The sequence below is a fragment of the Thalassolituus pacificus genome (assembly GCF_025318105.1).
Lineage (GTDB): Bacteria > Pseudomonadota > Gammaproteobacteria > Pseudomonadales > Oceanobacteraceae > Venatoribacter > Venatoribacter pacificus.
In genome coordinates this window covers 324,357-350,739 of sequence record NZ_JAOANI010000012.1, presented here as the reverse complement: position 1 = coordinate 350,739, position 26,383 = coordinate 324,357, and the positions used below count along the sequence as shown (strand labels likewise).

Annotated in this window: 25 protein-coding genes and 3 tRNA genes; 16 read left to right on the top strand and 12 right to left on the bottom strand. The window is 51.8% G+C overall.

Translation table 11 applies throughout. From position 1 onward, the window contains the following. The first annotated feature begins 33 nt into the window (after window positions 1-33). The 5 genes from NYR02_RS04595 (at window position 34) to NYR02_RS04575 (ending at window position 2,105) form a co-directional block, all read left to right on the top strand. On the top strand, window positions 34-1,266 hold the full coding sequence (locus tag NYR02_RS04595; RefSeq protein WP_260975217.1) for an aspartate kinase: 1,233 nt from the start codon (window positions 34-36) through the stop codon (window positions 1,264-1,266). 191 nt (window positions 1,267-1,457) lie between these two features. After that, window positions 1,458-1,664 carry a carbon storage regulator CsrA gene (gene csrA / locus NYR02_RS04590; RefSeq protein ID WP_260975216.1) on the top strand — a complete coding sequence of 69 codons (207 nt, stop codon included), beginning with the start codon at window positions 1,458-1,460 and terminating at the stop codon, window positions 1,662-1,664. Window positions 1,665-1,732: 68 nt separating this feature from the next. Continuing rightward, a tRNA-Ser gene (locus NYR02_RS04585) sits at window positions 1,733-1,822 on the top strand. Between the two features lie 79 nt (window positions 1,823-1,901). Further along, a tRNA-Arg gene (locus tag NYR02_RS04580) sits at window positions 1,902-1,978 on the top strand. 50 nt (window positions 1,979-2,028) lie between these two features. Then, window positions 2,029-2,105, top strand: a tRNA-Arg gene (locus NYR02_RS04575). Between the two features lie 506 nt (window positions 2,106-2,611). Here NYR02_RS04575 and NYR02_RS04570 read toward each other — a convergent pair. From NYR02_RS04570 to NYR02_RS04550, 5 genes are all read right to left on the bottom strand, one after another. Further along, on the bottom strand, window positions 2,612-3,040 hold the full coding sequence (locus tag NYR02_RS04570; protein ID WP_260975215.1) for a hypothetical protein: 429 nt from the start codon (window positions 3,038-3,040) through the stop codon (window positions 2,612-2,614). Between the two features lie 18 nt (window positions 3,041-3,058). Further along, window positions 3,059-3,589, bottom strand: coding sequence for a 2-thiouracil desulfurase family protein (locus NYR02_RS04565; protein ID WP_260975214.1), 531 nt, complete (start codon window positions 3,587-3,589; stop codon window positions 3,059-3,061). Window positions 3,590-3,592: 3 nt separating this feature from the next. Next, complete coding sequence (locus tag NYR02_RS04560) at window positions 3,593-4,375, bottom strand: methyltransferase domain-containing protein (RefSeq protein WP_260975213.1); 783 nt, start codon at window positions 4,373-4,375, stop codon at window positions 3,593-3,595. A gap of 142 nt (window positions 4,376-4,517) precedes the next feature. Then, window positions 4,518-5,183: a vWA domain-containing protein gene (locus NYR02_RS04555; RefSeq protein ID WP_260975212.1), complete on the bottom strand. Its 666-nt coding sequence runs from the start codon at window positions 5,181-5,183 to the stop codon at window positions 4,518-4,520. 18 nt (window positions 5,184-5,201) lie between these two features. Then, a complete protein-coding gene (locus NYR02_RS04550; RefSeq protein ID WP_260975211.1) occupies window positions 5,202-6,773 on the bottom strand; it encodes a G protein-coupled receptor family protein in 1,572 nt (523 codons plus the stop codon). Between the two features lie 174 nt (window positions 6,774-6,947). On the opposite strand from NYR02_RS04550, the gene NYR02_RS04545 reads away from it, so the two are divergent. From NYR02_RS04545 to NYR02_RS04535, 3 genes are all read left to right on the top strand, one after another. After that, window positions 6,948-7,763: a response regulator transcription factor gene (locus NYR02_RS04545; RefSeq protein ID WP_260975210.1), complete on the top strand. Its 816-nt coding sequence runs from the start codon at window positions 6,948-6,950 to the stop codon at window positions 7,761-7,763. Window positions 7,764-7,811: 48 nt separating this feature from the next. Next, on the top strand, window positions 7,812-9,473 hold the full coding sequence (locus NYR02_RS04540; protein WP_260975209.1) for a sensor histidine kinase: 1,662 nt from the start codon (window positions 7,812-7,814) through the stop codon (window positions 9,471-9,473). Between the two features lie 124 nt (window positions 9,474-9,597). Beyond that, a complete protein-coding gene (locus tag NYR02_RS04535; protein WP_260975208.1) occupies window positions 9,598-10,359 on the top strand; it encodes a GGDEF domain-containing protein in 762 nt (253 codons plus the stop codon). A 64-nt stretch (window positions 10,360-10,423) separates the two neighbouring features. Here NYR02_RS04535 and NYR02_RS04530 read toward each other — a convergent pair whose 3' ends face one another. Continuing rightward, the gene (locus NYR02_RS04530) at window positions 10,424-11,443 is read right to left on the bottom strand and encodes an AraC family transcriptional regulator (RefSeq protein ID WP_260975207.1); all 1,020 of its coding nucleotides are present in this window, start codon (window positions 11,441-11,443) and stop codon (window positions 10,424-10,426) included. 143 nt (window positions 11,444-11,586) lie between these two features. On the opposite strand from NYR02_RS04530, the gene NYR02_RS04525 reads away from it, so the two are divergent. Next, a complete protein-coding gene (locus NYR02_RS04525; RefSeq protein WP_260975206.1) occupies window positions 11,587-13,167 on the top strand; it encodes a flavin-containing monooxygenase in 1,581 nt (526 codons plus the stop codon). Between the two features lie 33 nt (window positions 13,168-13,200). On the opposite strand, the gene NYR02_RS04520 is transcribed toward NYR02_RS04525, so the two are convergent. Both NYR02_RS04520 and NYR02_RS04515 read right to left on the bottom strand, forming a co-directional pair. After that, window positions 13,201-14,208 (bottom strand): 2-dehydropantoate 2-reductase, encoded by a 1,008-nt coding sequence (locus tag NYR02_RS04520; RefSeq protein WP_260975205.1) that lies wholly within the window; start codon window positions 14,206-14,208, stop codon window positions 13,201-13,203. Between the two features lie 89 nt (window positions 14,209-14,297). Then, complete coding sequence (locus NYR02_RS04515; RefSeq protein WP_260975204.1) at window positions 14,298-14,753, bottom strand: YaiI/YqxD family protein; 456 nt, start codon at window positions 14,751-14,753, stop codon at window positions 14,298-14,300. A 226-nt stretch (window positions 14,754-14,979) separates the two neighbouring features. Here NYR02_RS04515 and NYR02_RS04510 point away from each other — a divergent pair, with 226 nt between their 5' ends. Then, a complete protein-coding gene (locus NYR02_RS04510) occupies window positions 14,980-15,831 on the top strand; it encodes a metal-dependent hydrolase (protein ID WP_260975203.1) in 852 nt (283 codons plus the stop codon). 227 nt (window positions 15,832-16,058) lie between these two features. Then, window positions 16,059-16,712: a DsbA family oxidoreductase gene (locus NYR02_RS04505; RefSeq protein WP_260975202.1), complete on the top strand. Its 654-nt coding sequence runs from the start codon at window positions 16,059-16,061 to the stop codon at window positions 16,710-16,712. A 12-nt stretch (window positions 16,713-16,724) separates the two neighbouring features. Here NYR02_RS04505 and NYR02_RS04500 read toward each other — a convergent pair whose 3' ends face one another. Then, window positions 16,725-17,591, bottom strand: coding sequence for a DMT family transporter (locus tag NYR02_RS04500; protein ID WP_260975201.1), 867 nt, complete (start codon window positions 17,589-17,591; stop codon window positions 16,725-16,727). 38 nt (window positions 17,592-17,629) lie between these two features. On the opposite strand from NYR02_RS04500, the gene NYR02_RS04495 reads away from it, so the two are divergent. From NYR02_RS04495 to NYR02_RS04485, 3 genes are all read left to right on the top strand, one after another. Beyond that, on the top strand, window positions 17,630-18,100 hold the full coding sequence (locus NYR02_RS04495; RefSeq protein WP_260975200.1) for a DUF6314 family protein: 471 nt from the start codon (window positions 17,630-17,632) through the stop codon (window positions 18,098-18,100). 77 nt (window positions 18,101-18,177) lie between these two features. After that, window positions 18,178-19,809 (top strand): long-chain-fatty-acid--CoA ligase, encoded by a 1,632-nt coding sequence (locus tag NYR02_RS04490; RefSeq protein WP_260975199.1) that lies wholly within the window; start codon window positions 18,178-18,180, stop codon window positions 19,807-19,809. 250 nt (window positions 19,810-20,059) lie between these two features. Then, window positions 20,060-20,764 (top strand): peroxiredoxin, encoded by a 705-nt coding sequence (locus tag NYR02_RS04485; protein ID WP_260975198.1) that lies wholly within the window; start codon window positions 20,060-20,062, stop codon window positions 20,762-20,764. A 74-nt stretch (window positions 20,765-20,838) separates the two neighbouring features. Here NYR02_RS04485 and NYR02_RS04480 read toward each other — a convergent pair whose 3' ends face one another. Further along, window positions 20,839-21,399, bottom strand: a complete 561-nt coding sequence (locus tag NYR02_RS04480; protein WP_260975197.1) for a CBS domain-containing protein — start codon at window positions 21,397-21,399, stop codon at window positions 20,839-20,841. 73 nt (window positions 21,400-21,472) lie between these two features. Beyond that, the gene (locus NYR02_RS04475) at window positions 21,473-21,760 is read right to left on the bottom strand and encodes a hypothetical protein (RefSeq protein WP_260975196.1); all 288 of its coding nucleotides are present in this window, start codon (window positions 21,758-21,760) and stop codon (window positions 21,473-21,475) included. 204 nt (window positions 21,761-21,964) lie between these two features. On the opposite strand from NYR02_RS04475, the gene NYR02_RS04470 reads away from it, so the two are divergent. Both NYR02_RS04470 and NYR02_RS04465 read left to right on the top strand, forming a co-directional pair. Then, window positions 21,965-22,480 (top strand): MOSC domain-containing protein, encoded by a 516-nt coding sequence (locus NYR02_RS04470; protein WP_260975195.1) that lies wholly within the window; start codon window positions 21,965-21,967, stop codon window positions 22,478-22,480. Between the two features lie 192 nt (window positions 22,481-22,672). Then, window positions 22,673-24,514, top strand: a complete 1,842-nt coding sequence (locus NYR02_RS04465; protein WP_260975194.1) for a diguanylate cyclase — start codon at window positions 22,673-22,675, stop codon at window positions 24,512-24,514. A gap of 421 nt (window positions 24,515-24,935) precedes the next feature. Here NYR02_RS04465 and NYR02_RS04460 read toward each other — a convergent pair whose 3' ends face one another. Continuing rightward, the gene (locus tag NYR02_RS04460; RefSeq protein WP_260975193.1) at window positions 24,936-25,370 is read right to left on the bottom strand and encodes a hypothetical protein; all 435 of its coding nucleotides are present in this window, start codon (window positions 25,368-25,370) and stop codon (window positions 24,936-24,938) included. Window positions 25,371-26,383 lie beyond the last annotated feature (1,013 nt).

Here is a 26,383-nt window from a genome sequence, read left to right as displayed (position 1 = left end):
CCTTCAACCAGTCAATCCCAGTAAAGACACATCATGGCACTATACGTACAGAAATACGGCGGTACATCCGTAGGTTCTATCGAACGCATCGAGGCCGTTGCCGATAAAGTTAAGTCTTTCCACGACGCCGGCCATCAGTTAGTCGTAGCGGTTTCCGCAATGAGCGGTGAAACCAACCGTCTGATCGGTCTTGCGAAAGGCATTTCCGACAGCCCGACTCCCCGTGAAATGGATGTGCTGGTTTCTACCGGCGAGCAGGTGACGATTGCCCTGCTGGCGATGGCGCTGCAGAAGCGCGGTGTGAATGCCCGTTCTTTTACCGGCTGGCAGGTCGGCATTAAAACCGACAGTGCTTATATGAAGGCCCGTATCGAAGATATCGATACCCAGGCGATGCGTAAGCAGCTGGATGCCGGTGGCGTAGTCATTGTCGCTGGTTTTCAGGGGATTGATGACGACAACAGCATTACCACGCTGGGTCGCGGTGGTTCCGACACGACAGGCGTGGCATTAGCCGCGGCACTGGGTGCCGATGAGTGTCAGATTTATACTGATGTCGATGGTGTATACACCACCGATCCGCGCGTAGTTCCCGCAGCGCGTCGCATGGATAAAGTAACCTTTGAAGAAATGCTGGAAATGGCCAGCCTGGGTTCAAAAATTCTGCAGATCCGTTCGGTTGAATTTGCCGGCAAATACAAAGTTCCCCTGCGTGTACTTTCCTCATTTAAGGAAGGTAACGGCACCTTGATCACGATGGAGGAGATCAGCTCCGTGGAAAATCCAGTAATTTCAGGCATCGCATTCAACCGCGACGAAGCAAAGCTTACTTTGAAAGGCGTACCCGACGTACCAGGCGTTGCATCCCGCATCCTGGTGCCTATCAGCGACGCCAATATTGAAGTGGATATGATTGTGCAGAACGTGTCGGAAGACGGTACTACCGACTTTACCTTCACCGTTAATCGCAGCGATTATCAGAAAGCGCTGAAAATTCTGGGCAACCTGTCCCAGGAACTGAACGCCCGCGAAGCGACCGGAACTGATGACATCTGTAAGGTGTCTATGGTGGGTGTGGGTATGCGTTCTCACGCCGGCGTTGCCAGCAAAATGTTCAAAGTTCTTGCTGATGAGAATATTAATATTCTGGCCATCACCACCTCAGAAATTAAGATCTCTGTGGTGATTGCAGAAAAGTATCTGGAACTGGCGGTCCGCGCCCTGCATACAGCCTTTGGCCTGGATGCAGAAGAGCAGGCAGAATAATCTCCGTCCTTCCGTCCCCATTAGGGAACGTTCAATGACTGAACGTTCCCTAATAACTAAATATTCTCAATAACGTCTCTCCTTGGCTTCATTTCTGACCATAGTGGTCAATACTGAGCATTGGAACGTGAGAATATCGGCTTAATCGCCAAAGCACCCTAGAACCGAACAGGAATGTCAGGAGAACTCCTATGCTTATATTAACCCGTCGCGTAGGCGAAACTTTGATGGTGGGTGACGAAGTCACTGTTACCGTCTTAGGCGTAAAAGGAAACCAGGTACGTATTGGTGTCAACGCGCCGAAAGAAGTTGCCGTACACCGTGAAGAGATTTACCAGCGCATTCAGCGCGAGAAAGACGGTGACGAAGGTCACGAGGAAAGTCCGGGAAATTACTAACATCTTCATTTTGTTAAATTTTTTCCTTTGATTTTTGTAAGAACGTGGTATCATGCGCGCCGTGAACTGGAGAGATGGCCGAGTGGCTGAAGGCGCACCCCTGCTAAGGGTGTATAGGTTTACCCCTATCGAGGGTTCGAATCCCTCTCTCTCCGCCACGTTTTTCTGCTCCCGCAGATGTGTATTAAAAGCGTTGACAGTTAGCACTGACTCCCTATAATACGCGCCCCACGATGCGCGCTCGTAGCTCAGCTGGATAGAGTACCTGGCTACGAACCAGGCGGTCGGAGGTTCGAATCCTCCCGAGCGCGCCATTCTTTCCCCTAAGACAGAATGCCCCTTCGTGAATTGTTATACCTGATGCGCGCTCGTAGCTCAGCTGGATAGAGTACCTGGCTACGAACCAGGCGGTCGGAGGTTCGAATCCTCCCGAGCGCGCCATTTCTTAAAGCTTCATCCGAAGTTAAAAAATCCAAAATATCTGAAACGTCATCGAAGCCACCGTTAAGCGACGGAGGTGAGATTAATTCGTCGGGAACGAATTAATGCTTAGCCCGCAGGGTGAGTATCAGGATGATACGAATAACCTCCCCAGGTTCGACAAATGGCCGGGAGCCATTTGGTCCGCTGCAAGCGCCAGCGAACGGAGAGCGCGTAGGCCGAAGGGCAGGCTTCCTTCGACAGGCTAAGGATCGACGAGTCCTTCGACACGTTCGTGCCTCACTGCTCAGGACGAACGGATAATATGAGTGAAATATAAACACCGTACGCACTGCGTGTCTCACATAGAACATGTACGCACAGCATGGCTCACATAAAACACCGTTCGTACTAGCGCGAAGCAGTCGAAGTATGAACGGGGTAATGCAAAATAAGCCATACATATTCCGTTCGCTGATCCATAGTTGTCGTTGTGTCCTGACGCTGTTTGCAGTTTCTGAAGCCAATCAAAAACTCCAGTTTAATCCTGCATACATCTGCGTCTTCTGGTTTTTCACATCGCGTTGCCAGCCCATCTCAAAAGCTTTAAACAGGGTAAAACCCGCGTGAATCCCCGCTATTTTATCGGCATCAAACTGCAGTCGTGGGCCAATAAAGACCGTCGACAGTGTGCCGGGCACAGGAATTACCCAGTCAGCTCCAGTGGCGGCATAATAATCACCGGCGTAGCGGGCATCCTGTTGAATGCCGATATACGTGCGCCAGAAAAAATCCGGATTTTCGTTATGCCAGCCAAGGCGTAATCCCTGGCTGTCTTTGCCTGCCTGATAAATCTGAGTATTTAAAAAAGCCTGGGCTGGAGAAGCCGCCGATAAAAACAGAAGGCAAGCAAGGACTGGCCGGAGAGATACGCGCGAAGTAATTAAGCGGGGCATAGTGAGATGACCTTATGATTAATCAATAAATTGCTGCGCGAATGCTTTATTCTGTTGTCTGAGCCATTGCAGCAGGTCAGGAAACTTTTCCGGGCTGAAGCAGGGAATACCGTGCTTGCTCAGCAGGGCTGCCGTTACGCCCATACCTTCACGCAGTGTGGCATTAAACTCACCGTTATAAATACCGTCACTGCCGCAGGACGGTGAGCGTGCCGCCAGCAATGCCGCAATCACACCGTGGCGCTGCGCGCAGGCCAATGCCTGTTGAGCGCCATCGATAAACTCGCGGGTAAAATCTTCTGTGTCGCGTGAAATGATGCGCGCTTTGCCCTGCAAAACCGCCTCACCATCTCCCTGATCAATTTCCGCAGCCGGACGCGGTGTCGGCAAACCTCCGGCGACTTCAGGACAAACAGGAATCAGAATCCCCGCCTCTTGCCAGCGCTGCAACTGGTGGCGGAAGTTGTCGGTCTTGTCGTCGTTGGCGCGGCCATCGTAGCGCACCGGTTGGCCCAGCAAGCAGGCGCTGATCAGAATTTTTACAGACATTAATTACCCCTGTTTACGCGCCAGAAAATGCACATAGCGTCCAAACTGCCGGTAGGGCTGCAGCGTTCCGAATTCGAGATCGGCTTTATTCACCGCGTCCTGACCAATGCGGTCACGGATTTTCTGATGCATATGATCGTGCACACAACGAATGCCGCGCCAGCGTTCAACGTTAAAGCCGAGGGTATTCAGCGCCTGTTCTATGGCATCCGGGTCGAGGGGGTGCTGCGGCGCATTGCCTTCATCGCGTAAACGCGGGTTGGCCGACTGTGGTGCATGGGTGCGGCCGTTCATTAGCTGGCGGAATTGATGGCCATGCAGGTTATAAAACATCAGTGATAACCAGCCGCCGGGTTTTACCCGCTCTGCGAGTAATGGCAGTGCAGCAAAGGGATCTTCCAGCCACTCCAGTACCGCATGATTAAGCACAATATCGAAGGGTTGCGGAAATTCTGCGGCAACGTCCTGCAGTGCACACTGCTTTACCGTTAGCGGCAGTTGCTGAGCGGCAAACTGATCGCGCGCCAGCTGCAGCATTTCGGCGGAAATATCGCACAAGCTTACCGCTGCCCCCTGCTGTGCCAGCTCCAGACTAAACTGACCCTGACCGCCGCCGATATCCAGCACACTGGCGTCCGACAGTGCGATGTTCATATCAGCAAAATCGGCACGTAACGCCATCAGCCGCAGCTGGCCTCTGGGTGTGGCGTAAATAGTACGGGCAAAGCGTGCGGCCAGATCGTCGAAATTACGGTCGGGGCGGGTATCGGTGTCTTTGGTGCTCATGGCGTTTTTCGTTGCGTGGCAGTGTGCCGATCATAACAGCAGCGGCGCCGCAGGCAGAGATAAGCTGCATAAAAAAAGCCGGCACTGAAGGCCGGCAAGGGGAGAACTTATTGAGAGAAGATGAGGTTCTTAACCATGATTATTAATTGGCAACAATCAGCTTATCCATACGCTCCAGATCGTTAATCACGCGCCAGTCACCGCCACCTTCTATGACCCGGTGCTGCCAATTTGCGAGTCGGTTGAGGTAGTCCCGCGGGTCAATGTTATCGCTGCGTAGCTTAGTGACATTGAGAGCAACCACGTGAATGTTATCCAGACTAATTGGAAAGTTTCTAATGTGATCATGGGGTAAATCCTCTTCTAAATCGGAAAAAATAAAGACGTATTTATTACCGGCACCGGTTTCGTTCAGATATTGCGTGGCCTGCAGCACACCGCCGGTGATGTCGGTATTGGCGCTGCCCTTTTTCAGGTTGGCGGCGAACTCATCCATGGCCAGCTTGAACTGGCGTTTCTGATCATTGGCGGTGCTGGGGCGCATATCGAAAGTGGTTTTGGCGATGATGTCTTTCTCGCTGAAACTGCCACTGTCGATACGGGCCACGGCAATGGAGTCGCCACTGTCGAGGTTGGCCAGCAGATAGTTGAGAATGGCCTGTGCTTTGTTCAGCTCCTGGGTGTAGGTGCCCGAGGTGTCGATCAGCAGGTAGACCGCTTTATTCTGTGGGGCTGGTTCGTCGCAGCCACTGAGCAGTAAGCTCAGGGGCAGGGCGGCGGTGGCAACCAGACGTTTGAAGCTATTCATAATTGTCACTCCTCTGATTCAGGCGGCGGCTACAGCCGCGTCGCCGCTGTTGTTGCTGTTGTTGCTGTTGTTGCTGTTGTTTTTGCTGCGGCTTTTACGGCTGCGTTTTTCTTCGGCAGCCACATCCGGGATGGCATCGGCCAGCTCGTCGGTGGTTTGGCTGTCAGCAAACTGCACCGCAGTTGCCGCTTCGCGCTTACGGCTGAACAGACGCTCGATGCTTAACGGCAGCATGATCAGCAGGTCGTAGGCGTGGGTCAGCAGGGTGGCGCTGTGACCGGCCAGATTGCCGAGCAGACGGGCGGCAATGGCGACCAGACGGATCACCGCGACCAATGCCAGACCCAGCACGGTGCGCAGCGAGTGAATAAAGGACTCCAGCGGGATGGCGATAAAGGCCAGCGCAAACGGCAGGATAAAGCCCATCACCATTTGCCCGATGGATGGAATCCAGCGGAATTCCGCATTGCTGGCCGCTACGCCGGAGGCATTCGCTGCCATGCTCAGTGATTGCTGCAGGGCTTCTTTATCCAGTGCCAGCAGGTCACGCATATAGGCCAGTGAGGCTTCGATACCCGCCAGAATGCACAGGATGCTGAGGCTGATAATCATCATGCGGCGGCGCATCTGATCATCCATGCTGCTGATGATCGGAAACAGGCGGGTAATGCGCAGTGATTCCAGCAAAAACAGACCCATCGCAATTTCAATCAGAATAATCACCAGCGCGGCAATGTCCGACGTTTTCACGCTGCCGATATAACTGGTGCCACCCACCATTTCTGACATCGGCATGGCAATCAGCTGGAAGTTGATCAGGCCGCCGAGCAGGGCGATGGCCAGTACCAGACCGGCGATAAAAAACTGGGTCAGCGAGCTGGATGTCAGGCTGCGCACGGCGGCATCTTCACCACGACGCACTTCTTCATACTGCTGCATTTGCTTGTCGAGCTGGTGGGTGCGGTTATCGAGATTATCGATAGTGCGTGCCACTTCGTCCATTTTGCCGTTCAGCGTGCGCCATTCGGGCTGCATTTTGGCCAGCAATTTATGGCGCTGGTCGGCACTGGTCTGCCAGGTTTTCAGGGTTTCTTTATGGGTGTCGTGCACCGCGTCTTTAATATTGCTCAGAATCTTCGCAACCGCCGGATCGCCATGGCTGGGCAGTGCGGCAATGGTATTCACCACTTCACCCCAGGCCGGAGGCAGCGGCGCGCTGTCGCCGGATTCCCGATAGCTGTTCTCGACACTGTCGATGGCGGTGCTGATCTGGCGGTGCAGTGCCGGGTAGCCGGATAAATCGCGTGCAACCAGGGTCTGGATACGGGCAAACTCGCGTTCGATACGGCGTTCGGCATCGTTGCGCGCGGCGGCCAGTAACACTTCGCGGTTACGCTTGGTCAGGTGGCGTTCCAGTTGGCTCAATGCGCGGCTGGCCATGCGCAGTACATGGCGCAGGCCGTGACCGCCGGTCAGCAGAATGCGGTGTGCCGGATTGCGGCCGAAATACAGCAGGGTCATCGCCAGCACCAGCCAGATCGCAGCGGATACAGCGGTATTGGCGGACCAGAGAGTGAGTAGGTCATTCATGATTCTGTCCTCGTGTTGCTCAGAAAATAGTGGCTGCGGAGAGCCGATGAATACAGATTGCGTGATGCCGGTGAAAAATCGGTGAGAAGAATGTGATTTCTGTCGCGTCGGTTGTGTCCTGGCGTCTTCACGGACGGCGGCTGGTGATATGCTCGGCATAGCTGGGAGGGAAAAATGATCAAAATTTTCTGGGTTGAAGATCAGAGCCACTGGATCGACAAGTTCCGGGCTTTGCTGGAACGCACCGATTTTGCACCGGGCGCGGAAGCCGACCTGCCGGACGCTGAACACAATAAGCTTGAGGTGTTTAAGTTCTCGGAAGCCGCGCTGGCGCGTATCAGTCAGACCGATGATGCCGATGCGCCACATATCGCTATTCTCGACGCCAGCCTGAACGGTAATGATGACGGTGGCTTCAGTGTGTCGCGGGCATTGTTAAAAAAATGGCCGGCGTTGCCGATCGTGTTTTTATCGGAACATTCCGGCACCGGTATCGAACAGAAAGCCTTTGAACAGGGCGTTACCCAGGATTTTATCGCCAAGCATCAGCGCAACATCGACGGTGTTTTGCTGTGGCGCATGAAAGCCCTGCTGCGCCAGAGTCTGACCCCGGCGGCGAATAAAAAATCACAGTTAGTCAGCGGTGAATTACGCATTGATCTGGTCAGCTGGGAAGTGTGGTGGAAAGGTCAGAAATTAATGAATCCGGCCAATCAGACCCGGCCTCTGGCACCGACGCCGCGCAAAATTCTGCGCTTTTTAGTCGAAGCATCGCCACGCCCGGTCACCACGCTGCAAATGGCGGAATGGCTGGATGCCGATCTGGAAAAGTTTTCCTACGCCAATTACCGTCAGCATATTAAAACACTGCGTAAATCGCTGGCACTGGCCCACGGTAACGAAGACGAATTTATGAATCTGTGTAAATCCGGGCAGGGCATCGCAACCTTTGGTGCTGAAGGTGCGTATTTATGGAAAGCGCCGGTCTGAAATAAACAGGTTCAGGCCAGCCGCTAAAGACTGATAAACGGAGCAGCGATGAAAGACAGCAACAGAGCGGAAGAGACTCTGCAGAAGGAAGACCGCGGCGATAAATTTATCTTCCGTATCCGTTATCCGTGGCGCACCTTATTAGCCGCTAAATTACTGCTTTTTTACGCCTTGCTGTTGCTATCGCCGGGGCTGGTGGACAGTCTGAAAATTCCGGCGGTTGTCTTCAATGCCCAGTATTTTATCGCCGCATTTGGCGGTTTTTTAATACTTGCCTGGCTGGATTTCAAACACTTTTCCCGCCAGCAGCAAAAGGTCAAAGCCAGTCTGCAACAATTATGGAACAGCAAACGTCAGCTGCAGCAGCGGGCGCAGACCTCGGCCAGTCATACCGACAAACTGAAACTCTTTATCAGCGATAAACTGCTGGAATATATGGAGTACGACGAAAAATACCTGCACTTTAAAAGCATCGCGTCCGAGGTTCGCCATAACGGTGTTATTTCGTTCGATAAGGTACAGTCAGCTTTAACCTACGCCGCCAGCCACAGTCTGCCGGATGAGCAGGGTAATAATGCGCTGCTGTATCAGCAGGCGCTGGTGGGCATGCGTTATTTGTGGGATTTGCTCGATTTATCCACCACCGACAATATGGCGCTGCACATCGGTGCCAACGTCAGCCGCTGTGAAGAATTACTGTTTCAGGCGGAGTTACAAGGCACGTCATTGGATGAATTGCCAATGCTGCCAACGTTCGATCCGCAGCGGGCGTTAGTGGATACGCTGACGCTGCATCTGGGCGTTACCCTGTGTGATGCACAGGGCAATCCGGAGCCGGCGTTTTTATACGATTCTCAGGCGCTGGCAAAACAACCGCTGCCGTTATTGCTGACTGACAGTGAGGGTCTGTACCGTATTGAACTGCATGCCTGCGATGATTTGCTGGGCAATGCCAACCATGTTGTTTTGTTGCTGGAAAACCTGCTGCGCAATGCCCAGTTTTTTGCCACTAAACGTCAGTATAAAAGTCGTTTTGCCCCCATCGCTATTCGCTTGTGGGAAGCGCAGCAATGTTTATGTGTGAGCGTGTACAACCGTGGCCCGCATATCAGTGACGAAGCGCGCGAGCAGATTTTCCAACTGGGTTTTTCCACCCGTCGCGCGCGTGAACACAACGGCAAAGGGCTGGGGCTGTATTTTGCCCAACAAATTGTGCAGGGTTTTGATGGTGATATCGGCTTCGACAATATTCACAACCACCACGAACGCTATCACCTGCGACTGGAACTTGCTGGTGGCGAGGTGCAGAACCTGAATCTGGACGTCGAGTTGAATAGCGCGGGTGAACCGCTGGTACGCCTGGCTGACAGCAACGAAGAGGCCGCAAAGCAGTGGCAGCTGAGCCCGGGCAAGCGTCTGCACAGTATTGAAATAAGCAGCACCAGCCAACCACAGGTCGCCCGCCTGACGATGGAAGAAAGTACAAGTCAGTGGTTTGATCCACACAATCCGGCGCAGCCGCAATGGCTGATCAGCCTTGGCGGACGCAAAGCCGACCAGCTCAGTTTTATGCCGCTGGATATTCGTGGCGTGCAGTTCAGTGTGCGCTTACCAACCCTGAACGGCAGGCTCGACGGGGTTGGTGCTGCGGGGCTGGAACCGGATGTGGATGAGCTGGGCGCCGGTTTACGTGCGCCGGATGATTTCTGACAGATTTGTCACTGAAATCTCCGGCAAGCGGCTGATCTTCGGCTAAACTTTGAGCGTTAATTGGCTCTTGCCTCCGAGTCACCGCGCTCAGCAGCGGTTCACAACAACACACTTAAGTGGACAGATGAACGACGTCGCGTCATCCGGACAACCTAAAAGCAGTAACCAGACAATCCCCGCATGTCCGGTCGGGGAGCTGAGCTGCCCCGTTATTGATGAAGTGCAGTTGCTGCGCGAGCAGGTGGCGACCGATCCGCTGACGGGCCTGTACAATCTGCGTTATTTCCGCGAGGCGTTGGAACAGGAGCTGGAACGAACCCAGCGAACCCTGATGTCTACCGCACTGATGATGGTCGATCTGGATCATTTCAAATCCATCAACGATACCTGGGGTCATCCCGCCGGTGACGAAGTGCTGAAACAAACCGCACGACTGATCCGCGAAAGCACCCGCAAACTGGATGTGCAGTGCCGTTATGGTGGTGAGGAATTCGTCATTATTCTGCCTTCCACCGAGCTGATGCTGGCCGTGCAGGTGGCTGAGCGGCTGCGGGAAAATATTGCCTCTACCCGGGTGCAGATAGACGGTGGTGAATTACAGATTACCGCCAGCATCGGCCTGGCATTACACAGTGCGCAGGAGCCGCACAGTGCCAGCAGTTTGATTGGCCGGGCTGATCATTATCTTTATCAGGCCAAACGTCAGGGGCGTAATCAGGTCTGCTTTGAACATCCGGATATGGCTGAAACGTCGGTCAGTGGCGATGAAAAAAGCCTGCTGCATGATTTATTCGGTGGCGTGGACAGCGCCGACGATGCCGATGATTTTATTGGCGATGGCGAAGAGTTTATGGCGGATGACGACGGTACCTGGCCGGAAGAATAACGTTCACCTGCTTTAATTCTCTGCTTTTTATATTAGCGTTTTTCCTATCTGTATTTATCCGCAGCTATTGTGTGCTGCTTTTTCTGAATTTTGCCGGTGTCATTCCCTGCCACTTTTTAAAAGCATGAATAAAACCTGCGGCTTCTGAATAACCAAGCAATAATCCGATCTGTTCCACACTGGTGGACGAATTAAGCAGTAGGTGGCAAGCCTTCTCTGAGCGCACGCGATCCAGAATCAGTTGAAAACTCTGACCTTCATCGCTTAATAAACGGCGAAACTGGCGTTCGCTTAAAGCAAAGGTGGCGGCGCATTCTTTAATCGCCGGAAAGCGCTGGCTGAACATCGACAGATACTGCTGCAAGCGTTCACTTAATGCTTCGGTTCTTACCTGGCTGCGTCGTTTTAATATCTCATCACACTGACTGCGATACAGCGCCAGCGCCGTACTGTTGCCGCCGGGAAACGGCAGGCGCAATACCTCGGCGGGCAGCACAAAAGCAGCTTCGTCGCGGCCAAATTCAACCGGACACTGAAATTTATCGCGGTATGCCAGAGCTTCTTCAGGCTGTGGATAAGGCATATACACAGCCAATGGTTTCAGCTGTTGGCCGAGCATGGTTTGCATCATATTCAGGAAGTGCCAGGTTCCGGCTACATCGCGATCAACAATAAAGCGCAGCAAATGATCGGGCAGGCGATAGGGTTTCAGCCTGAGCAAAACGGTGTCTCCGTTCAGCTGATAATCGAGTTCGCTGAACAGATAACTCAGTTGCTGATATTTAATCCCCAGCGCAAAAGCCTCATACACCGAACTGCAGCTCATCAGCATCATGGCGAACGCGCCATAACTCGACAGACCAAAAGTGGAGCCAATGGTTATAGCGGCTAACGGATCGTGCTGAATCTGATCCGCAAATTCCGCCAATATGGCCAGCTCATCGGCCTGACTGATGGTGGCGTTGGCATCCAGATGGGCCTGTTGCAGCCCATGGCGAGCGAGTATGGCTTCGGTGTCCAGCTGATAATGCTGGTGCAGCTGTTCAACGGTAAATGTCAGGGCAAGAATTGAGCGCAGAGTCATGATGGCCGTTTTTATCAATTTATTGTTTTTTCCAGCATAGCCAGAGCAGCCGCCGGAAACGTAGATTCAGATCATGGCCGGAGCAGCTTTGCGGAATAAACCCTGCCCGGCGGCCTGAACGAATAACAAAAAAGGTGAATACGATGACGGAACAAAAAAATACAGCCGGGAATAGCCAGACGTTGCCCGCACATACCGAGGTGGTGATTGTCGGTGCCGGTTTTGGCGGTTTGTGTATGGGCATTCAGCTGAAAGAAGCGGGCATCAACGATTTTATTATTCTGGAAAAAGCCGATGAGGTTGGCGGCACCTGGCGTGACAATACCTATCCGGGTTGTGCCTGTGATGTGCAGTCGCATCTGTACTCGTATTCCTTTGCCGGTAACCCGGAGTGGAGCAAACGTTATGCATCCTGGCATGAAATTCAGGATTACATTTTAAAAACCACCGATGATTATCAGATGCGTCCGTTCATCCGTTTCGGTCATGAAGTAAACCGCAGCCAGTTTGACAGTAAAACCGGGCTGTGGACCATTGGCACCAAAGGCGGTGCAGAAATCCGCGCGCGTTATTTTGTGCTGGCATCCGGTCCGCTGCATCACCCGGCGATTCCGGATATTCCCGGTCTGGACAGTTTTAAAGGTAAGGTCATGCATTCTGCACGCTGGGATCATGGCTACGATCTCAACGGCAAACGCGTCGCGTCGATTGGTACCGGTGGCAGTGCGGTGCAGTATTTACCGGAAATTGCGCCGCAGGTGCAGCAGCTGGATGTCTATCAGCGCTCTCCGGCCTGGGTTATCCCGCGTGACGAACGCCGTTATGGTGAAATCCGTAAAGCGCTGTTTCGCACGTTTCCATCACTGCGAAAATTGCACCGTGCACGCTTGTACATTACCAATGAAATGCGGGTCTGGCCGATTTTTCATCCACGCCTAGCAACCGCGTTGCAGAGTCTGGCGAAGCTGTTTATCCGCATGAAAGTCAAAGACCCGGTTGTGTGGAAGAAACTGACGCCGGATTACACCATTGGCTGTAAGCGTATTTTAATTTCCAATAAATACTACCCAACCTTTAACCTCAGCAATGTGAATTTGATTACCGATGGTATTCAGGAAATCCGTGAGCAAAGCATTGTTGACCGTAATGGTGTGGAACGCCCCTGCGATGCCATTATTCTGGGCACCGGGTTTATTGTTGATCCACGTGGTTTTATGAAACACTTTACGCTGGATGGGCTGCCGGGCCACAGCATTATGAAAGACTGGGCCGATGGTGCAGAAGGCTATTTGGGGACGGTTGTATCCGGTTTTCCTAATCTGTTTCAGCTGGTTGGGCCGAACACCGCACTGGGTCATAACTCGATTATTTTTATGATTGAAGCGCAGGTTAATTACATTATTCAGTGTATTCGTAAGGTTCAGGAAAAAGGCGTTGATTACTTTAATGTGAAAATTGAAGAGCAGAATAAATACAATGCCGAAATTCAGGGGCGCATGAAAAATACCGTCTGGACGTCTGGCTGTAAAAGCTGGTATCAGCAGGATAATGGTAAAAACTTTACTATCTGGCCGTCATCCACACTGGAATACCGCGCACGCACGAAAAAAGTGTTCGCGCCGCATTTTGACTGGATCAGCATTGCGGATCAGAAAACCGAAGTGGCCGATAAAGCGGAGAAAAGTGTCGGTAAAGAGAAAAAATCAGAGCCGGTATCAGCCTGACAAAAATCAGAGGCCTGCAGTGCAGGCCTTTTTTTATCCTCCGCGCTGAATTTCCAGTTCCAGCTCGCGGGCACTTAACTCCTGCTGGCGTTTGCCGTTTTCCACTTCGTGAATCAGACGGCACAGCGTGCGGTTTACCGGGGTGGGGACGCCCAGTTTTTCACCTTCGGCGGCCACGGCGCCATTAAGAAAGTGGATCTCGGTCAGGCGTTTTTGTTGTAAATCTTCCCACATGGATGAGCGCGCCTGCGGGTCAATTTCCAGCATCTTTTTCGCCAACCGGTGAAACAGGAAATCCGGGCTGTTAATCAGGCTGGGCAATAATGCCGGTGGCAGTGCAGTCATCCGTGCCAGGCTGATGCCTTTTTTCTTGGCAACCGCAGCCAGCTCTTTCATGGCGCCACTCAGCACGCGGCGGTAACCACGCTGTTCCAATTCCTGCTTCAGCGGAATATCGGCCAGCGCATTAATGGCATTGTTTAAATTAAGCTGCAGTTTGCCCCAGGCAACCGACTGAAAATCGCGTTCCAGCAGACAGGGAATCTGTTGTTCGAGGAGGGCGTCGCGGATCGGCATAAAGGCATCGTCGTCGCTCAGATGAACTGCACCGTCTGTCCCCCGGTGGAAGTGGCCATTATCCTGATGCAGTACGTTGAAGCCAACAATCCCCTGAGACACAACCAGCTGTGGACACTGTTCGCGCACCACGCGGTCACTGCCAAGGCCATTCTGCAGACAGATAACACGGGTTCCCGGACGGCAATAATGCGCAAGAGCCGCCGCCGCTTGTTCCATGGCCAGGCACTTCAGGGTCACCAGCACAATATCGGCCTGCGCCAGAGCCGCTTCTTTGTGTTCAAAAGGAACATCGGTGACCAGTTGATCGCCGCCGATGTAGTCGCTGATATGAATGCCACCGGCCTGCTTTATTTCGTCCTGAATACGGGGGCGGCCGAGCAGGGTAACGGATATTCCTTCAAGATGCAGGGCTGCGCCGAGATAGCAGCCAATGGAACCGGCACCATAAACAACAATGTGCATAAACGGATCTCTTCACCAGATGGAATCGCAGTGTGCGTTGCTTTACTGCTGTCTAACAAGTGAGAAATGTGAGAATCAGTTCTCACTTTTCAGGGTTTTCTCTGTTTTACCAGCCAGCGGTCAAGGGCGTTGGCAAACTGTGCTTTGTCACGGTCGGTGAATGCTGCCGGGCCGCCGCTCTGTATGCCGCTGGAGCGCAGGGTTTCCATAAAATCGCGCATATTCAGACGCTGGCGTATGGTTTCCGGGCTGTAAGTCTCGCCACGGTTATTCAGTGCAATGGCCTGCTTTTCAATGACTTCAGCAGCCAGAGGAATGTCCTGGGTAATCACCAGATCACCGGCGTTACAGCGCTGCACAATGACGTTATCAGCCACATCGAATCCCGCTTCTACCTGCACCGCTTTCAGAAAAGGTGAGGGCGGCAGCGGCAATAAATGGTTGGCAACAAAATACGCCGTCATTTCTGTGCGTACCGCGGCTTTACAGATGACATCGCGAACCGGGCGTGGCGTCGCATCGGCATCAACCCAGATGATGGGCATGGGGTTATCCTCGGAATAAAGGGAGAACAGGTATACCTGATGACTCCGGTTGGGCCAGTGTTGCGGGGTTATTGTGCCAATCTGTGTGCTATCAGGCCAGTTTGGCATTTAATCACCTGTGCGTTCATCAGGGGAAGGCTTAGCGTGACAGCAGGATGTAAAAAACACTCCGGAGCTGCCAGTAATAATAACAATCACGCTCTCACATTTTAATGAGGACCTGCTCATGAATACCTCGGTTACCACCCACACGCCGGCGGATGTCGAAATCAAACCGCGCCGCATGAATTTTCCTTTCAGCAATATTAAAGATCGTTTCTTTTTTGCCGGAAACTCACTGTTGTCGGTATTTTTTGGCGCCCTGTCATCGACTTTTCCACCGGGTGAGGCCGAATTTATTGCCTCGGTGCGGCAGTACCGTGAACGCATTAGCGATCCTTTGTTAAAGGAACAGATCCGGGGCTTTATTGGTCAGGAAGGCCATCACAGTCATCAGCACAAGCTTATTAATGAGGCGCTGCGCGATCTTGGCATTGACGCCATCAAACTGGAAAAACACCTTGAACGTGATCTGCAGCGTTTTACCAAACGCAAGTACGCGACCCCAAAATTCCGTCTGGCGATGACCGTCGGTATGGAACATATGACGGCGATTATGGCGGAGTTTGTATTAAAAAATCCGCAGGTTCTGGCGCCGCTGGAAGAGTCTGTCAAAGACTTGCTGTACTGGCATGCAGTGGAAGAAATCGAACATAAAGCCGTGGCTTTTGATGTGTATATGCAGATGGAAGGCGACCGCAAATATCTGCGCCGTGTACTGAAACTGGCGACCTTTATGTTTAATGTGCGTATCGCGTTATACATGGTGGCCTTGCTGTGGTGGGCGCGTAAATTCCCATCATGGAGCGATATCAAAGGCTTTCGCCGGTTTATGTACGGTGATAAGGGCCTGCTTACCAATATCCGCCAGCCATACCGCGATTTCTTTAAAGAAGATTTTCACCCCTGGGATCACGACAACCGTGACCTGATCGATAAATGGCAGAACGAGTTACGCAAAGACAGTGAAGCTGTCTGAGCGGAGTTGGGAAGATCGCCACGGCCAGTCCTGGCCCGGTACAAACCAAGTCCATTCAGGGCGTGTTTAATTCGTGTTAACAGAGCCTGGCAAAGGACAGATGCTGCTTTCCTTCGGCTCTGTTCTACCATAGGCACAGACCGTTTTAGCGATAGCGCCGGGTGATAATTGCTGCCCGGCGGTAATCGCGCGATACTTCGCGATCTTGTTGCCCGCTGAGATCCGCCATGAAAACCACTCTCCGAATCGATATTGTCTCCGATGTGATGTGCCCCTGGTGTGCCATCGGTTATGCCAGCCTGCGTCAGGCGTTAACCGCCATGGAAGACAAAATTGTGGCCGATATTCATTGGCAACCGTTTGAGCTGAATCCGGACATGCCGGCTGAAGGCCAGCACCTGCGCGAGCACCTCGCAGAAAAATACGGTAGCAGTGATGAAGAAAGCCGTGCCAACCGTGAACGCATTACGCAGATGGGTGCCAACCTGGGTTTTACCTTTAACTTCCGCGATGACCAGCGCATTCTCAATACCTTTGCGGCTCATCAGCTGCTGCACTGGGCGGCAGAAGAGGGCAAGCAAACCGAACTGAAGCTGGCATTGTTCAGCGCTTATTTCCGTGATGGACGTGACGTCAGCAAGGCCGATGAATTATGCGCGATAGCGTCAGAGGTTGGACTGGACGGCGCAGCTGCCGCGACGGTATTGGCTGACGGGCCTTACGCCAATATTATCCGTGCGACTGAGCAGCAATGGCAGGAAATGGGAATCCGCTCGGTACCTGCGGTTATTCTGAACCAGAAATATCTGGTTTCCGGTGCGCAGCCGCCGGAAAGCTATGTCAAAGCTTTAACCGAGATTATGCTCGCCGCGGACGAATAATCCAGCGTTACTTTACTGTCCGCCGTTATCCTTCTGATAGCGGCTGACAAGCCACAGCGCCAGCATCATTACCGCCGCCCCTGCTGCCAGACGCAACAGATCGGTATCGCGGTTCCAGATCAGCAGATTGACAATTAATCCCGCCGGAATCAGCGCATTATTCATAATGGCCAGTTGACCGCTGCTGACACGGGTTGCTCCCAGATTCCAGAAGAAATACCCCAATCCGGAAGCCACAATTCCCAGCCATAATAAAATACCCCAGTGCAACGGACTGCTTGGGTACTGCTCTGTGCCCAGCATTAACCAGGCCGGTAATACAACCAGCAATGCGCCCAGATAAAACCAGCCGAAGATCTGGTGCTGCACCACAGGCTTGGACGATGGCCAGGTTTCCAGTAGACGTTTATACAACACCTGCCCGCTGGCAAAACAAAGGTTCGCCCCCTGCACAACAAAGAAGCCAAGCCAGAAATCCGGGCTGAGCTGGTTGTAGCGCATGATCGCAGCGCCGAGAATGGCAACCACGGCACTGAACAGATAAGCGGCGCGGAAGCGCCGCGCCAGCAGATCATAAATAAGGGTGACGTAGACCGGCGTAAAAATGGTAAATACCAGGACTTCCGGCACCGTCAGCAGCAGAAAAGACTGATAATAAAACAGATACATCATGCCCAGCTGTATGGCACCAATCGCCATTAAGCGCAGCGCCAGTGCCGGAGCGATCGGATTGCGCAGCAGCAGCGGCAGAAACATCAGCGAAGCGAGCACAATCCGGGTTAATACGGCAAAATAGCTGTCGACCTGACCGGCCAGATAGACGCCGATCAGCGAGAAAGAAAAAGCCCACAGCAGGGTAACGGCCCACAGAATTGGCATACCCGAATATCCATAAACAATGCAGTAAAGGCGGCAGCATGCAGCAAACACCGGAGCGAATCCAGCACCTGTGGAGCCGGTTGGTAACCATTGGTGGTTTTACATACGAATCCCGTCCCGGGCCACGTTCATTGACCGGTTGGCAAGGGGAAGGGTATGGGCGTGTGCAGGTCGATGAAACCATTGCCGGTGAGTTGCATTTCATCGAGCAGGGGCATTTTCAGTTGTTCGGTGGGCAGAATATTGAAATGCATAACCGCTTCATCTGGCGTAAGACGACCGCGGGTATTGCCTTATCCCATGGTCGTCGTGGTGAGCCGGTATTTCTGTTTGAACTCATCCCAACGGCTGATGGATTATGGAAAAGCGCGCAAGATCACGTTTGTATTAATGACTTATATTCCGGAGAGTTGCGCGAAAGTGCTAACGGCTTTGAGCTGACCTGGCATATTGATGGCCCGAAAAAAGATGAACATCTGTTTTATCGTTATTTTCCTGACAATTCGTAACACGAAAGCACCTTGAGTCATTACTCTAATCCTTTTACTGTGTCGGTATCTGATAAAAATAAAGATAAGGAGAAGTTATGCTTGGCCTGATTATGGATCGTCCGCTGTTAATTTCCGGTTTGCTGGAACACGCTGAACAAACCCATCCCGGCAGCGAGATTGTCAGCCGTCGCTGTGAAGGCGATATTCACCGTTACACCATGCGTGATGCTGCACAACGAGCGCGTAAGGTGGCTAATGTATTAGCCCGCATGGGAATTCAACAAGGTGATCGTGTCGCTACGCTGGCATGGAACGGTTATCGCCATTTTGAACTGTATTTTGGTGTGTCGGGCTCAGGCGCCGTACTGCACACCATCAACCCACGGTTATTCGCTGAGCAATTGTCGTTTATTATTAATCACGCAGAAGACCGCTGGATTTTTGTTGATTTAACCTTTGTACCTCTGCTGGAAAGCATTAAAGACCAGATCACCAGCGTCGAAGGTTTTGTCGTGCTGTGCGACGAAGATAAAATGCCACAGACATCGCTGCCGAATGCGCACTGCTATGAAACGCTGCTGGCCAAAGAATCCGACGTATTTATCTGGCCGGAATTTGATGAGCGTAATGCGGCCAGCATGTGTTACACCTCCGGTACCACCGGTAATCCGAAAGGTGTGGTGTACAGTCACCGTTCTACCGTCATTCACGCCATGGCCTCCATTGGCGAAGAAGCGCTGGGTCTGGCCTCAACTTCCTGCTTCCTGCCGGTTGTTCCTATGTTCCACGTTAACGCCTGGGGAACGCCGTATTCTGCCGCCATTACCGGTGCTAAACAGGTATTCCCCGGACCGGGCATGGATGGCGCATCGCTTTGGGAACTGATTGAAGCAGAAAAACCCGATTTATTACTCGGCGTACCAACCGTGTGGCTGATGCTGCTGAATCATATGGACAGCATCGGTAAAAAACTCGAATCCGTTAAAAACGTTGTTGTTGGTGGTTCTGCGGCACCGCTGTCCATGATCCGCGCGTTCCAGGAAAAACACGATGCGTTCCTGATTCACGCCTGGGGCATGACCGAGATGAGCCCGATCGGTACCGTCAACGCGCACAATAACCACATGGAACAGCTGCCGCTGGAAGAACGCTACCTGCTGCAGGCCAAGCAAGGGCGTCCGGTGTACGGTGTTGAGATGAAAATCGTCAACGACCAGAACGAAGAACTGCCACGTGATGGCGAAACCTTTGGTCGTTTATTGGTTCGTGGTCCGTGGATTATCAGTGGTTATTATAAAAATGATGACCGCAGTAATTTTATTGATGGCTGGTTTGATACCGGTGATGTGGCAACCATCAGCCCGGATAATTACCTCACCATTGTTGACCGTTCTAAAGACGTTATTAAATCCGGTGGTGAATGGATCAGCTCGATTGATCTGGAAAATGCCGCTGTCGGGCATCCGGAACTGGTTGAGTGCTGTGTGATCGGAGCGCGTCACCCTAAATGGGATGAGCGTCCGTTACTGTTGGCTATCCGTAAGGAAGGCAGCAACCTCACAGAGCAGGATATTATGGATTACCTCAGCGATAAGATCGCTAAATGGTGGATGCCGGATGCGATTATCTTTGTGGATTCTCTGCCGCATACTGCGACCGGTAAGCTACTTAAAGTGAATCTGCGCAAGGAATACGAAAACCATTTGCTGACAACCGCCGAGGCCTGAGGCTGAAGCGATTAAAGCATCAATAAAAAGCCCCGCATCATGCGGGGCTTTTTGTTCATGTCAGATAGCAGCCAGTACGGACCTCCAGGCGATTTAGCCCGACTGCCTGGGATAGCTTTTCTTAATAAGTCTGATTGGAAATTAAATATTACTGAATGGTTATTTAGGTATATATTGAGTGATATAAGGTCACTGAATGAATGCTTTCCGGCACAGTGGCTGGAAACGGACATGCTGTAAGGAGCTACCCATGAGCTGTGATACCAAAATCAAACCACGCAAAAAAGCCCCGGAATCTGGCGCCCAGGTTTCACAATCGAATATTGAGGAGAAGAAAACTATGAGTTCAACAATGGTTCGCCGTGAAATGCCCGTATTTTCCATGGAAGCTTATGATGCTAAAACCGGCCACTTCATTACCGTTACAAATGACGATTACAAAGGAAAATGGGCCGTTGTGTGCTTTTACCCGGCAGATTTTACCTTTGTTTGTCCCACAGAAATTGCTGCAATGAATGCGAAGTATGATGAGTTTCAGGCGATGGGCGTCGATATTCTGGCCGTATCGGTCGACTCTAAATTTTCACATAAACGTTTTGTAGAGACAGAGCCACTGCTGGCTGGTCTTCAGCTTACCATCGGGGCCGACACCACTCAGGATGTCAGCCGTGATTTCGGAGTTTTGATTGAAGAAGAGGGGGTGGCATTACGTGGTCGCTTCCTGTTTAACCCGGATGGCATTTGTGTGGCGCAGGAAGTTCAGGCGGATTCCGTTGGGCGTAACGTCAATGAGTTTTTACGTCAGGTTGAAGCCTGGCAATATGCCACTAAAACCGGTGAAGTATGTCCTGCAGGCTGGAGACCAGGTAAGAAAACACTGCCTGTTAATACCGATGCAGAGCAAATGACTGGCCGTGTTGGTGACTACATTACCATCGAAGAAATTCTTAGCTGAGCATTCTTGAAGATTAAAATCCCGCTTCCGGTAAGAAGTCCTGAAGCGGGATTTTTTAACACGCTCAGAGCACTTCAGGATACCGCGTCAAACACCCTGCTGAAGCTGGATTGTGCATTGATATCAATCGGCAGTTGCAGCTTGCGTGAGATATCGCTGGCTGAAAAAATGCCGCGAATCTGGTGCATCTGCTCATCCACGACCAGACAATGCTGTTGGTGGTTGTCTTTCAGAAAGTTAACAACATCACTGATGCTGGCACGGTTTACCTCATCAATATTCAGCGCCAGTAAATCTTTTTTACGGATCATCAGATCGGTCACCTGAATATCTTCACGGCTGTGATGCAGCTGTGCGGCACGCGCCATAATATTCTGTTCGGCTAATTCCTGTGAACTGATAACACCAACGAAGTGCTCATTTTCATCCACCACTAATTTCATCCGTACGTGGGTTTTAATCATCGTGTTACGGGCATCAAGGGCCGATACCGTCGAGTCGATAACCAGCGGTTCTGTGGTATAGAAGTCGGTAAAAAACTGCATGGCGCGGCTGTCTAGGGTATAGCGTGGAGATTGTTCCGGATGAACCAGTTCATCCACACTCACAACCGGGTAAAGCGTTAATTTAGGCATAATAATCTCCTGATCATTCAAGGGTGCCATCAGCTGGCGGCAAACGGATAAAACCTGAAAACGGGGCGTTTATTCAGGCTGCCGGCGGGGCACGGATGGGGGATAAAGGCAGGTACTGATCATTGAATGACGGCCAGGTAATAACCGGGCTGTAACCATCAGAGAGAAATAAGGTGGGGAGGTCGATCCAGGCCTGTTCCGGATCATCACCGCTGCTGTTATCGGCAACGGCCTGCGGGCCGGAAAAATCGTTGGCCTGCACGGTATCCTGTGTGCCGCTTTCTGTTGCAGAAGAAGCCCCGGCCAGCGGACTGGAGTCTGGGCTTAACAGCAATAAACAACAGAGTAGCGTACGCAACATCAGGGAGCAGTCTCCGGTGACCTGACTGAGAAGATGCTTTCAGTCTAGTTGGTATGACTCACTCCGGCCATGTGGGTTCCGTTAAATCGCTATCCGTTATCGTGGCGGATTGCACAGGCTGGCGCACGGACTCCTGCAGCCATCGTAATGCAGCCATAGTAATATTCAGGTTGTGTTTCTTTTCCCATGAGCGGAGCGACAAGTATGGACCGTCAGCAAACGCTGTTTGGCCGTTTCAGCGCTGATTTGCCCAGCGGCCGGCTGGACTGGATTGGCCTGCGCCCGGCACGACGCGAAGCGGTGATCAGTGTGGAGCAGACCTACGCGATTGCTGACCTTGGACTGGAAGGTGATCGTCGTTGTCAGGGCACGCCCGGTTCGGCGCGGCAGGTCACACTGATTAATGCCGAGCATATTGAGGCGGTGGCAAAACTGTTGCGGCGCGAGGTCATTGACCCGGCTTTGCTGCGCCGTAATCTGGTGATCAGCGGTGTAAACCTGCAGGCGTTGCGTTATCAGCAGTTTCGCATTGGTGATGCTGTGTTTCTTGCCACCGCGTTGTGCCACCCCTGTTCGCGCATGGATGAAGTGCTGGGTCTGGGCGGTCATGCGGCGATGCTTGGGCACGGCGGTTTGTGTGCCCGGATTCTGCGCGCCGGAAAAATTCATGTCGGCGATGCTCTGGTCTGCTTGGCCGAAGGCGAACGTCTGGCGGAGTAACATCTGCCCGCATAGCCAGCCACCGGCGCAGGTTCGCTTTGGTCTTATTTACCCGGTTTTTGCCTCTGCAACGGCTATACTGTCTGAAATTTATTGGCCGTCTTTTTATTCCCTGTACGTTCTCGCTCCCCCGACTTTTTAATGTGTCCCGGCAGCACTTTATGTACCGTTGTTGCAGAATGAGGAACACGCTTGAACAAGAAATACCCGCTGCTCATGTTGCCACTGATGTGTTGGCTGCTGACATGTCTGGCATTCCCGGCCGCAGCCGTTGTGGTAAACGCTGACGATCAGGAAATTGTGCTGGATTTACACAGCCGTTATCTGGTCGATGTGGGAGGGCGGGCCACACTGGCAGAAATCCGTAGCCGTGATGCAGAGTTTGCCGCAATTGATGATCGTCGCCAGCTGAATTTTGGCTATACCCGCGATGCTTATTGGTTACGAATTGAGTTGCAGCCGGAAATCACGCATCAGCAACAGCACATACTCGAATTTGAGTATGCCTATCTGGATGATGTAACGCTGTATGTTGTCCGCCCGGCATCGGTCGGGCAGCTGCGCGCCGGGCGCTATATTCCCGTTGTACAATGGCCCATTGCCGGGCGTAAACCGGCTTTTCCGTTGATGTTAAATCCGCATGAGCCTCTGGTGCTGTACCTCCGCGTGGTCAATCATGCGGCCATGGCGTTAAACACGCGCTTGCTGTCGGTGAGTGAATATTCGCTGAATAATAATCAGACGCTGATTGTGCTGGCGTTGTATTTCGGCATGTTGATCGCGTTAGGCAGTTATAATTTTCTGCTGTTTCTCGCTCTGCGTCAGAATACCTTTCTGTTGTATTCCGCTTTTGTATTTACCTTTGGCTTTGCGGCTTCCAGCATGAATGGTGTCGGGCCTTTATTACTGTGGCCGGAAATGGCACTGGCCGGAGGTGCCGATCGTATTGTGCCAACCGGCTTTAGCGTCGCCACGGCGCTGGCCATGATGTTTGCCCGCAGCTTCCTCAATATGCAACAACTCGCTCCGCGCTGGGATCGTTTTCTGGCGATGGCCATTCCGCTTTGGTGGGGAGGAGCCCTGTTAACGTTAATTTCCGGTGTGCAGTTAGCGTTACAGATTATGTCGGTGATGGGCATTATGACCACGCTCACCCTGCTGGCTACCGGTATTGCAGCGGTGCGCCGCAATGTCCCCGCCGCACATATTTTTGTCGCGGCCTGGACGTTATTACTGATTGGCACATCGTTGCTGTCCATCCGCAATGCGGGATTAATTCCATCCAACTTTCTGACTGTGTATGGCATGCAACTGGGTTCCGCCGCCGAAATGCTGTTGCTGTCGTTTGCACTGGCGGCGCGCTTTAACGATTTAAAACGCCAGAAAGAAAAAGCCCAGCAAACATTACTGGATACTTTGCTGGAGCAGGAACGGGTTCTGGAATGCCGCGTTTCCGAACGGACAGCGGAACTGGAAAAAGCCAAAGACCAGCTGCAACGTCAGGCTACTGAAGATGCCCTGACCGGAATCAATAACCGTAATGGATTGCGCCAGTTTTTCTCACGCATGAAAAAACATGGGCCGGAAAATGAAACCGTTGCCATTATGCTGATTGATCTGGATGATTTTAAACCGGTGAACGACCGCTATGGTCATGGTGCCGGCGATGAACTACTGCAGGAAATTTCTGCACGTTTACAGGCAACGGTTAACGATAATGACACCGTTGGCCGGATGGGTGGCGATGAATTCGTGGTTATTGGCCGGGCGGTGAAAAGCTCACAGGACGTTTATGATTATGCCAACCGGATACTGTCGTCTGTCAGCGCTCCTTTTAAACTGAAAAATGGTGCGGAAATTCGTGTCGGAGCCTGTATTGGTATTTGCATGCGCCGTCTGGAGGGCCAGACCATGAGCACATTACTGCGCTGTGCCGATGAGGCCATGTATCAGGTTAAGCGTGGCGGAAAACAGGGCATATCGCTGGATTATGACCACGAGCCTGGGATGGCCGGTAGCCCCCCAGACGCTTAATCAGACGCGTAAAAACCGGCCGCGGCTCATTACGGAACTGCGGCCATCGTTGTAGTCATTAATGTATTCCAGCGCGCCGTTACGGCATCCAGCCATCACTGAACTGGCGCTGCAGCTGGGGTATGCCAAGGTAGCGGTATTCAGCCGGCATTCCGCTGCTGGACGGGAATATCGCCACGGGCGTGGCAGAAGCAGCACCGGCCCTAGAGCTGGGTCAAGAAAGGTGTCAGGGGAAGTGCCTGGTGATCTGCCAGAGAAGGTGCCGGAGATATTCTGGCAGATTCGGATGGATGAGCTTTAAACGTATTTAAATACTGTCGGATTGTGCCCGGCTATTTAAATTGGAGCGCTGGATACCTCGTTAGTTTGACTTCGGTGTCCGTTAAAGCGGGGGAAGATCAGGTCGCCGTGCAGCCGATTGTTATGTTTTTTTGTAGTATTTTGCTAGAAAGTCGAAAAAGCATTCCGCCAAAGGGCTGAGTCGACCATTGACTAGTTCGGACTCTTCTCCCCATGCAACGTCATATACTTTATCTGTTTCAACATCGAAATAGTACGCACCCTCACCTTCGAACGAGGTTAGTCGAACGAACCGTGTTCCGACCCCTTGCGGTAACTCTTTAACATCTTCTGCTGAGTTCTCGAGGATCGACTCTAATGTCAGTAGCTCGGCCCCATTTCCGGCAGGAGGAAAGGCAGTAATGGTATAGAAAGCAACGAATGCCGAATTTGGATCGCCTAATCCGAGATTTTTTTGGAACCACTTTGCGTCTTTTTCTGTGACTAAAAACTTGCTATCAAAGCAGAGTTTGACGTTACTTCTCAGTACTTCCTCAGCTTCTTCGGGTAAGTGCATTGTCGAATTCCTCCTCAAAACATAACGCCTGGCTCAGCCGCCGCAAAAAATGGCGTTTGTTATGCCTATTTTCTAGTTACAATAAAGTACATGGTTTGGCCTGTTTCTTTAGAGTAGTGAGCTGAAATAAAAAATTTTTCGAGCTCCCACCTATCGTGATTAGGGTTAGGAAAATCCACGTCAACTTCTCCTTGACCTATTTTCCACGTTCTTTGTGGAATACTCTTTTTGATCAGGTCTTTTCTAGTATCACTAAACTTAAACCCTAGCGGGATCTCTCCCTTGTATTCTTCATGGCCATCTTTCCCTTCAGAATACAGGAAAATACTTTGGCATTTCCGAAGGTGTTTAGTTTTACCACCTTGCGCTCCATCATCAGGTTAAAAAAATAAATCCACTCCATTGTTATTAGAGATTACATATTGAGACCCATAATCTGGCCTTTCAATCTTGAATGAAGGATTAGCCTCGAAAAAATCATTTGCTTCATCAGAGTCAATGAGCTTTCCAAATAGATCAAATAATTCAGATGTTTTCATAGAAATCCATTACATTCACGATTGGGCATAACAGTTTGTTAGTGTGCATGCGCATTAATTCCGGGTGGATCATTCGAGAACCCCCGCATAACTCATTTTCCAGGCCGAGAAATTTCCCAAAATTCAAAAATCCCTTCCAGAAAAACACGCACACGGTTAATTCGGCTTTTCTGCGCCTGTAAACCTGTCATCCCGATTTCCAGTTCGTTGACTATTAACGGGTTTTTCTTCGTCTGGGCTGGCAAAACGCGCACGTACGAATACACAGCGTGCCTGATTTCGTCTGAACTGAAAAATCTACGCTTTGGGTGCTCAGTACCTCTTTACCTCTGAGGGTTCAGACAACAGAGCTCGCCGTTCGCCTTCACCCTTTACCTTCACCGCTGCCTTCACCGGCCCGATAGGCAGATCGTATTAATAACAGAAAAATCAGCATTGCTGACTAGGTATAAAGTGCTGGTTTTGCGGGTGGGA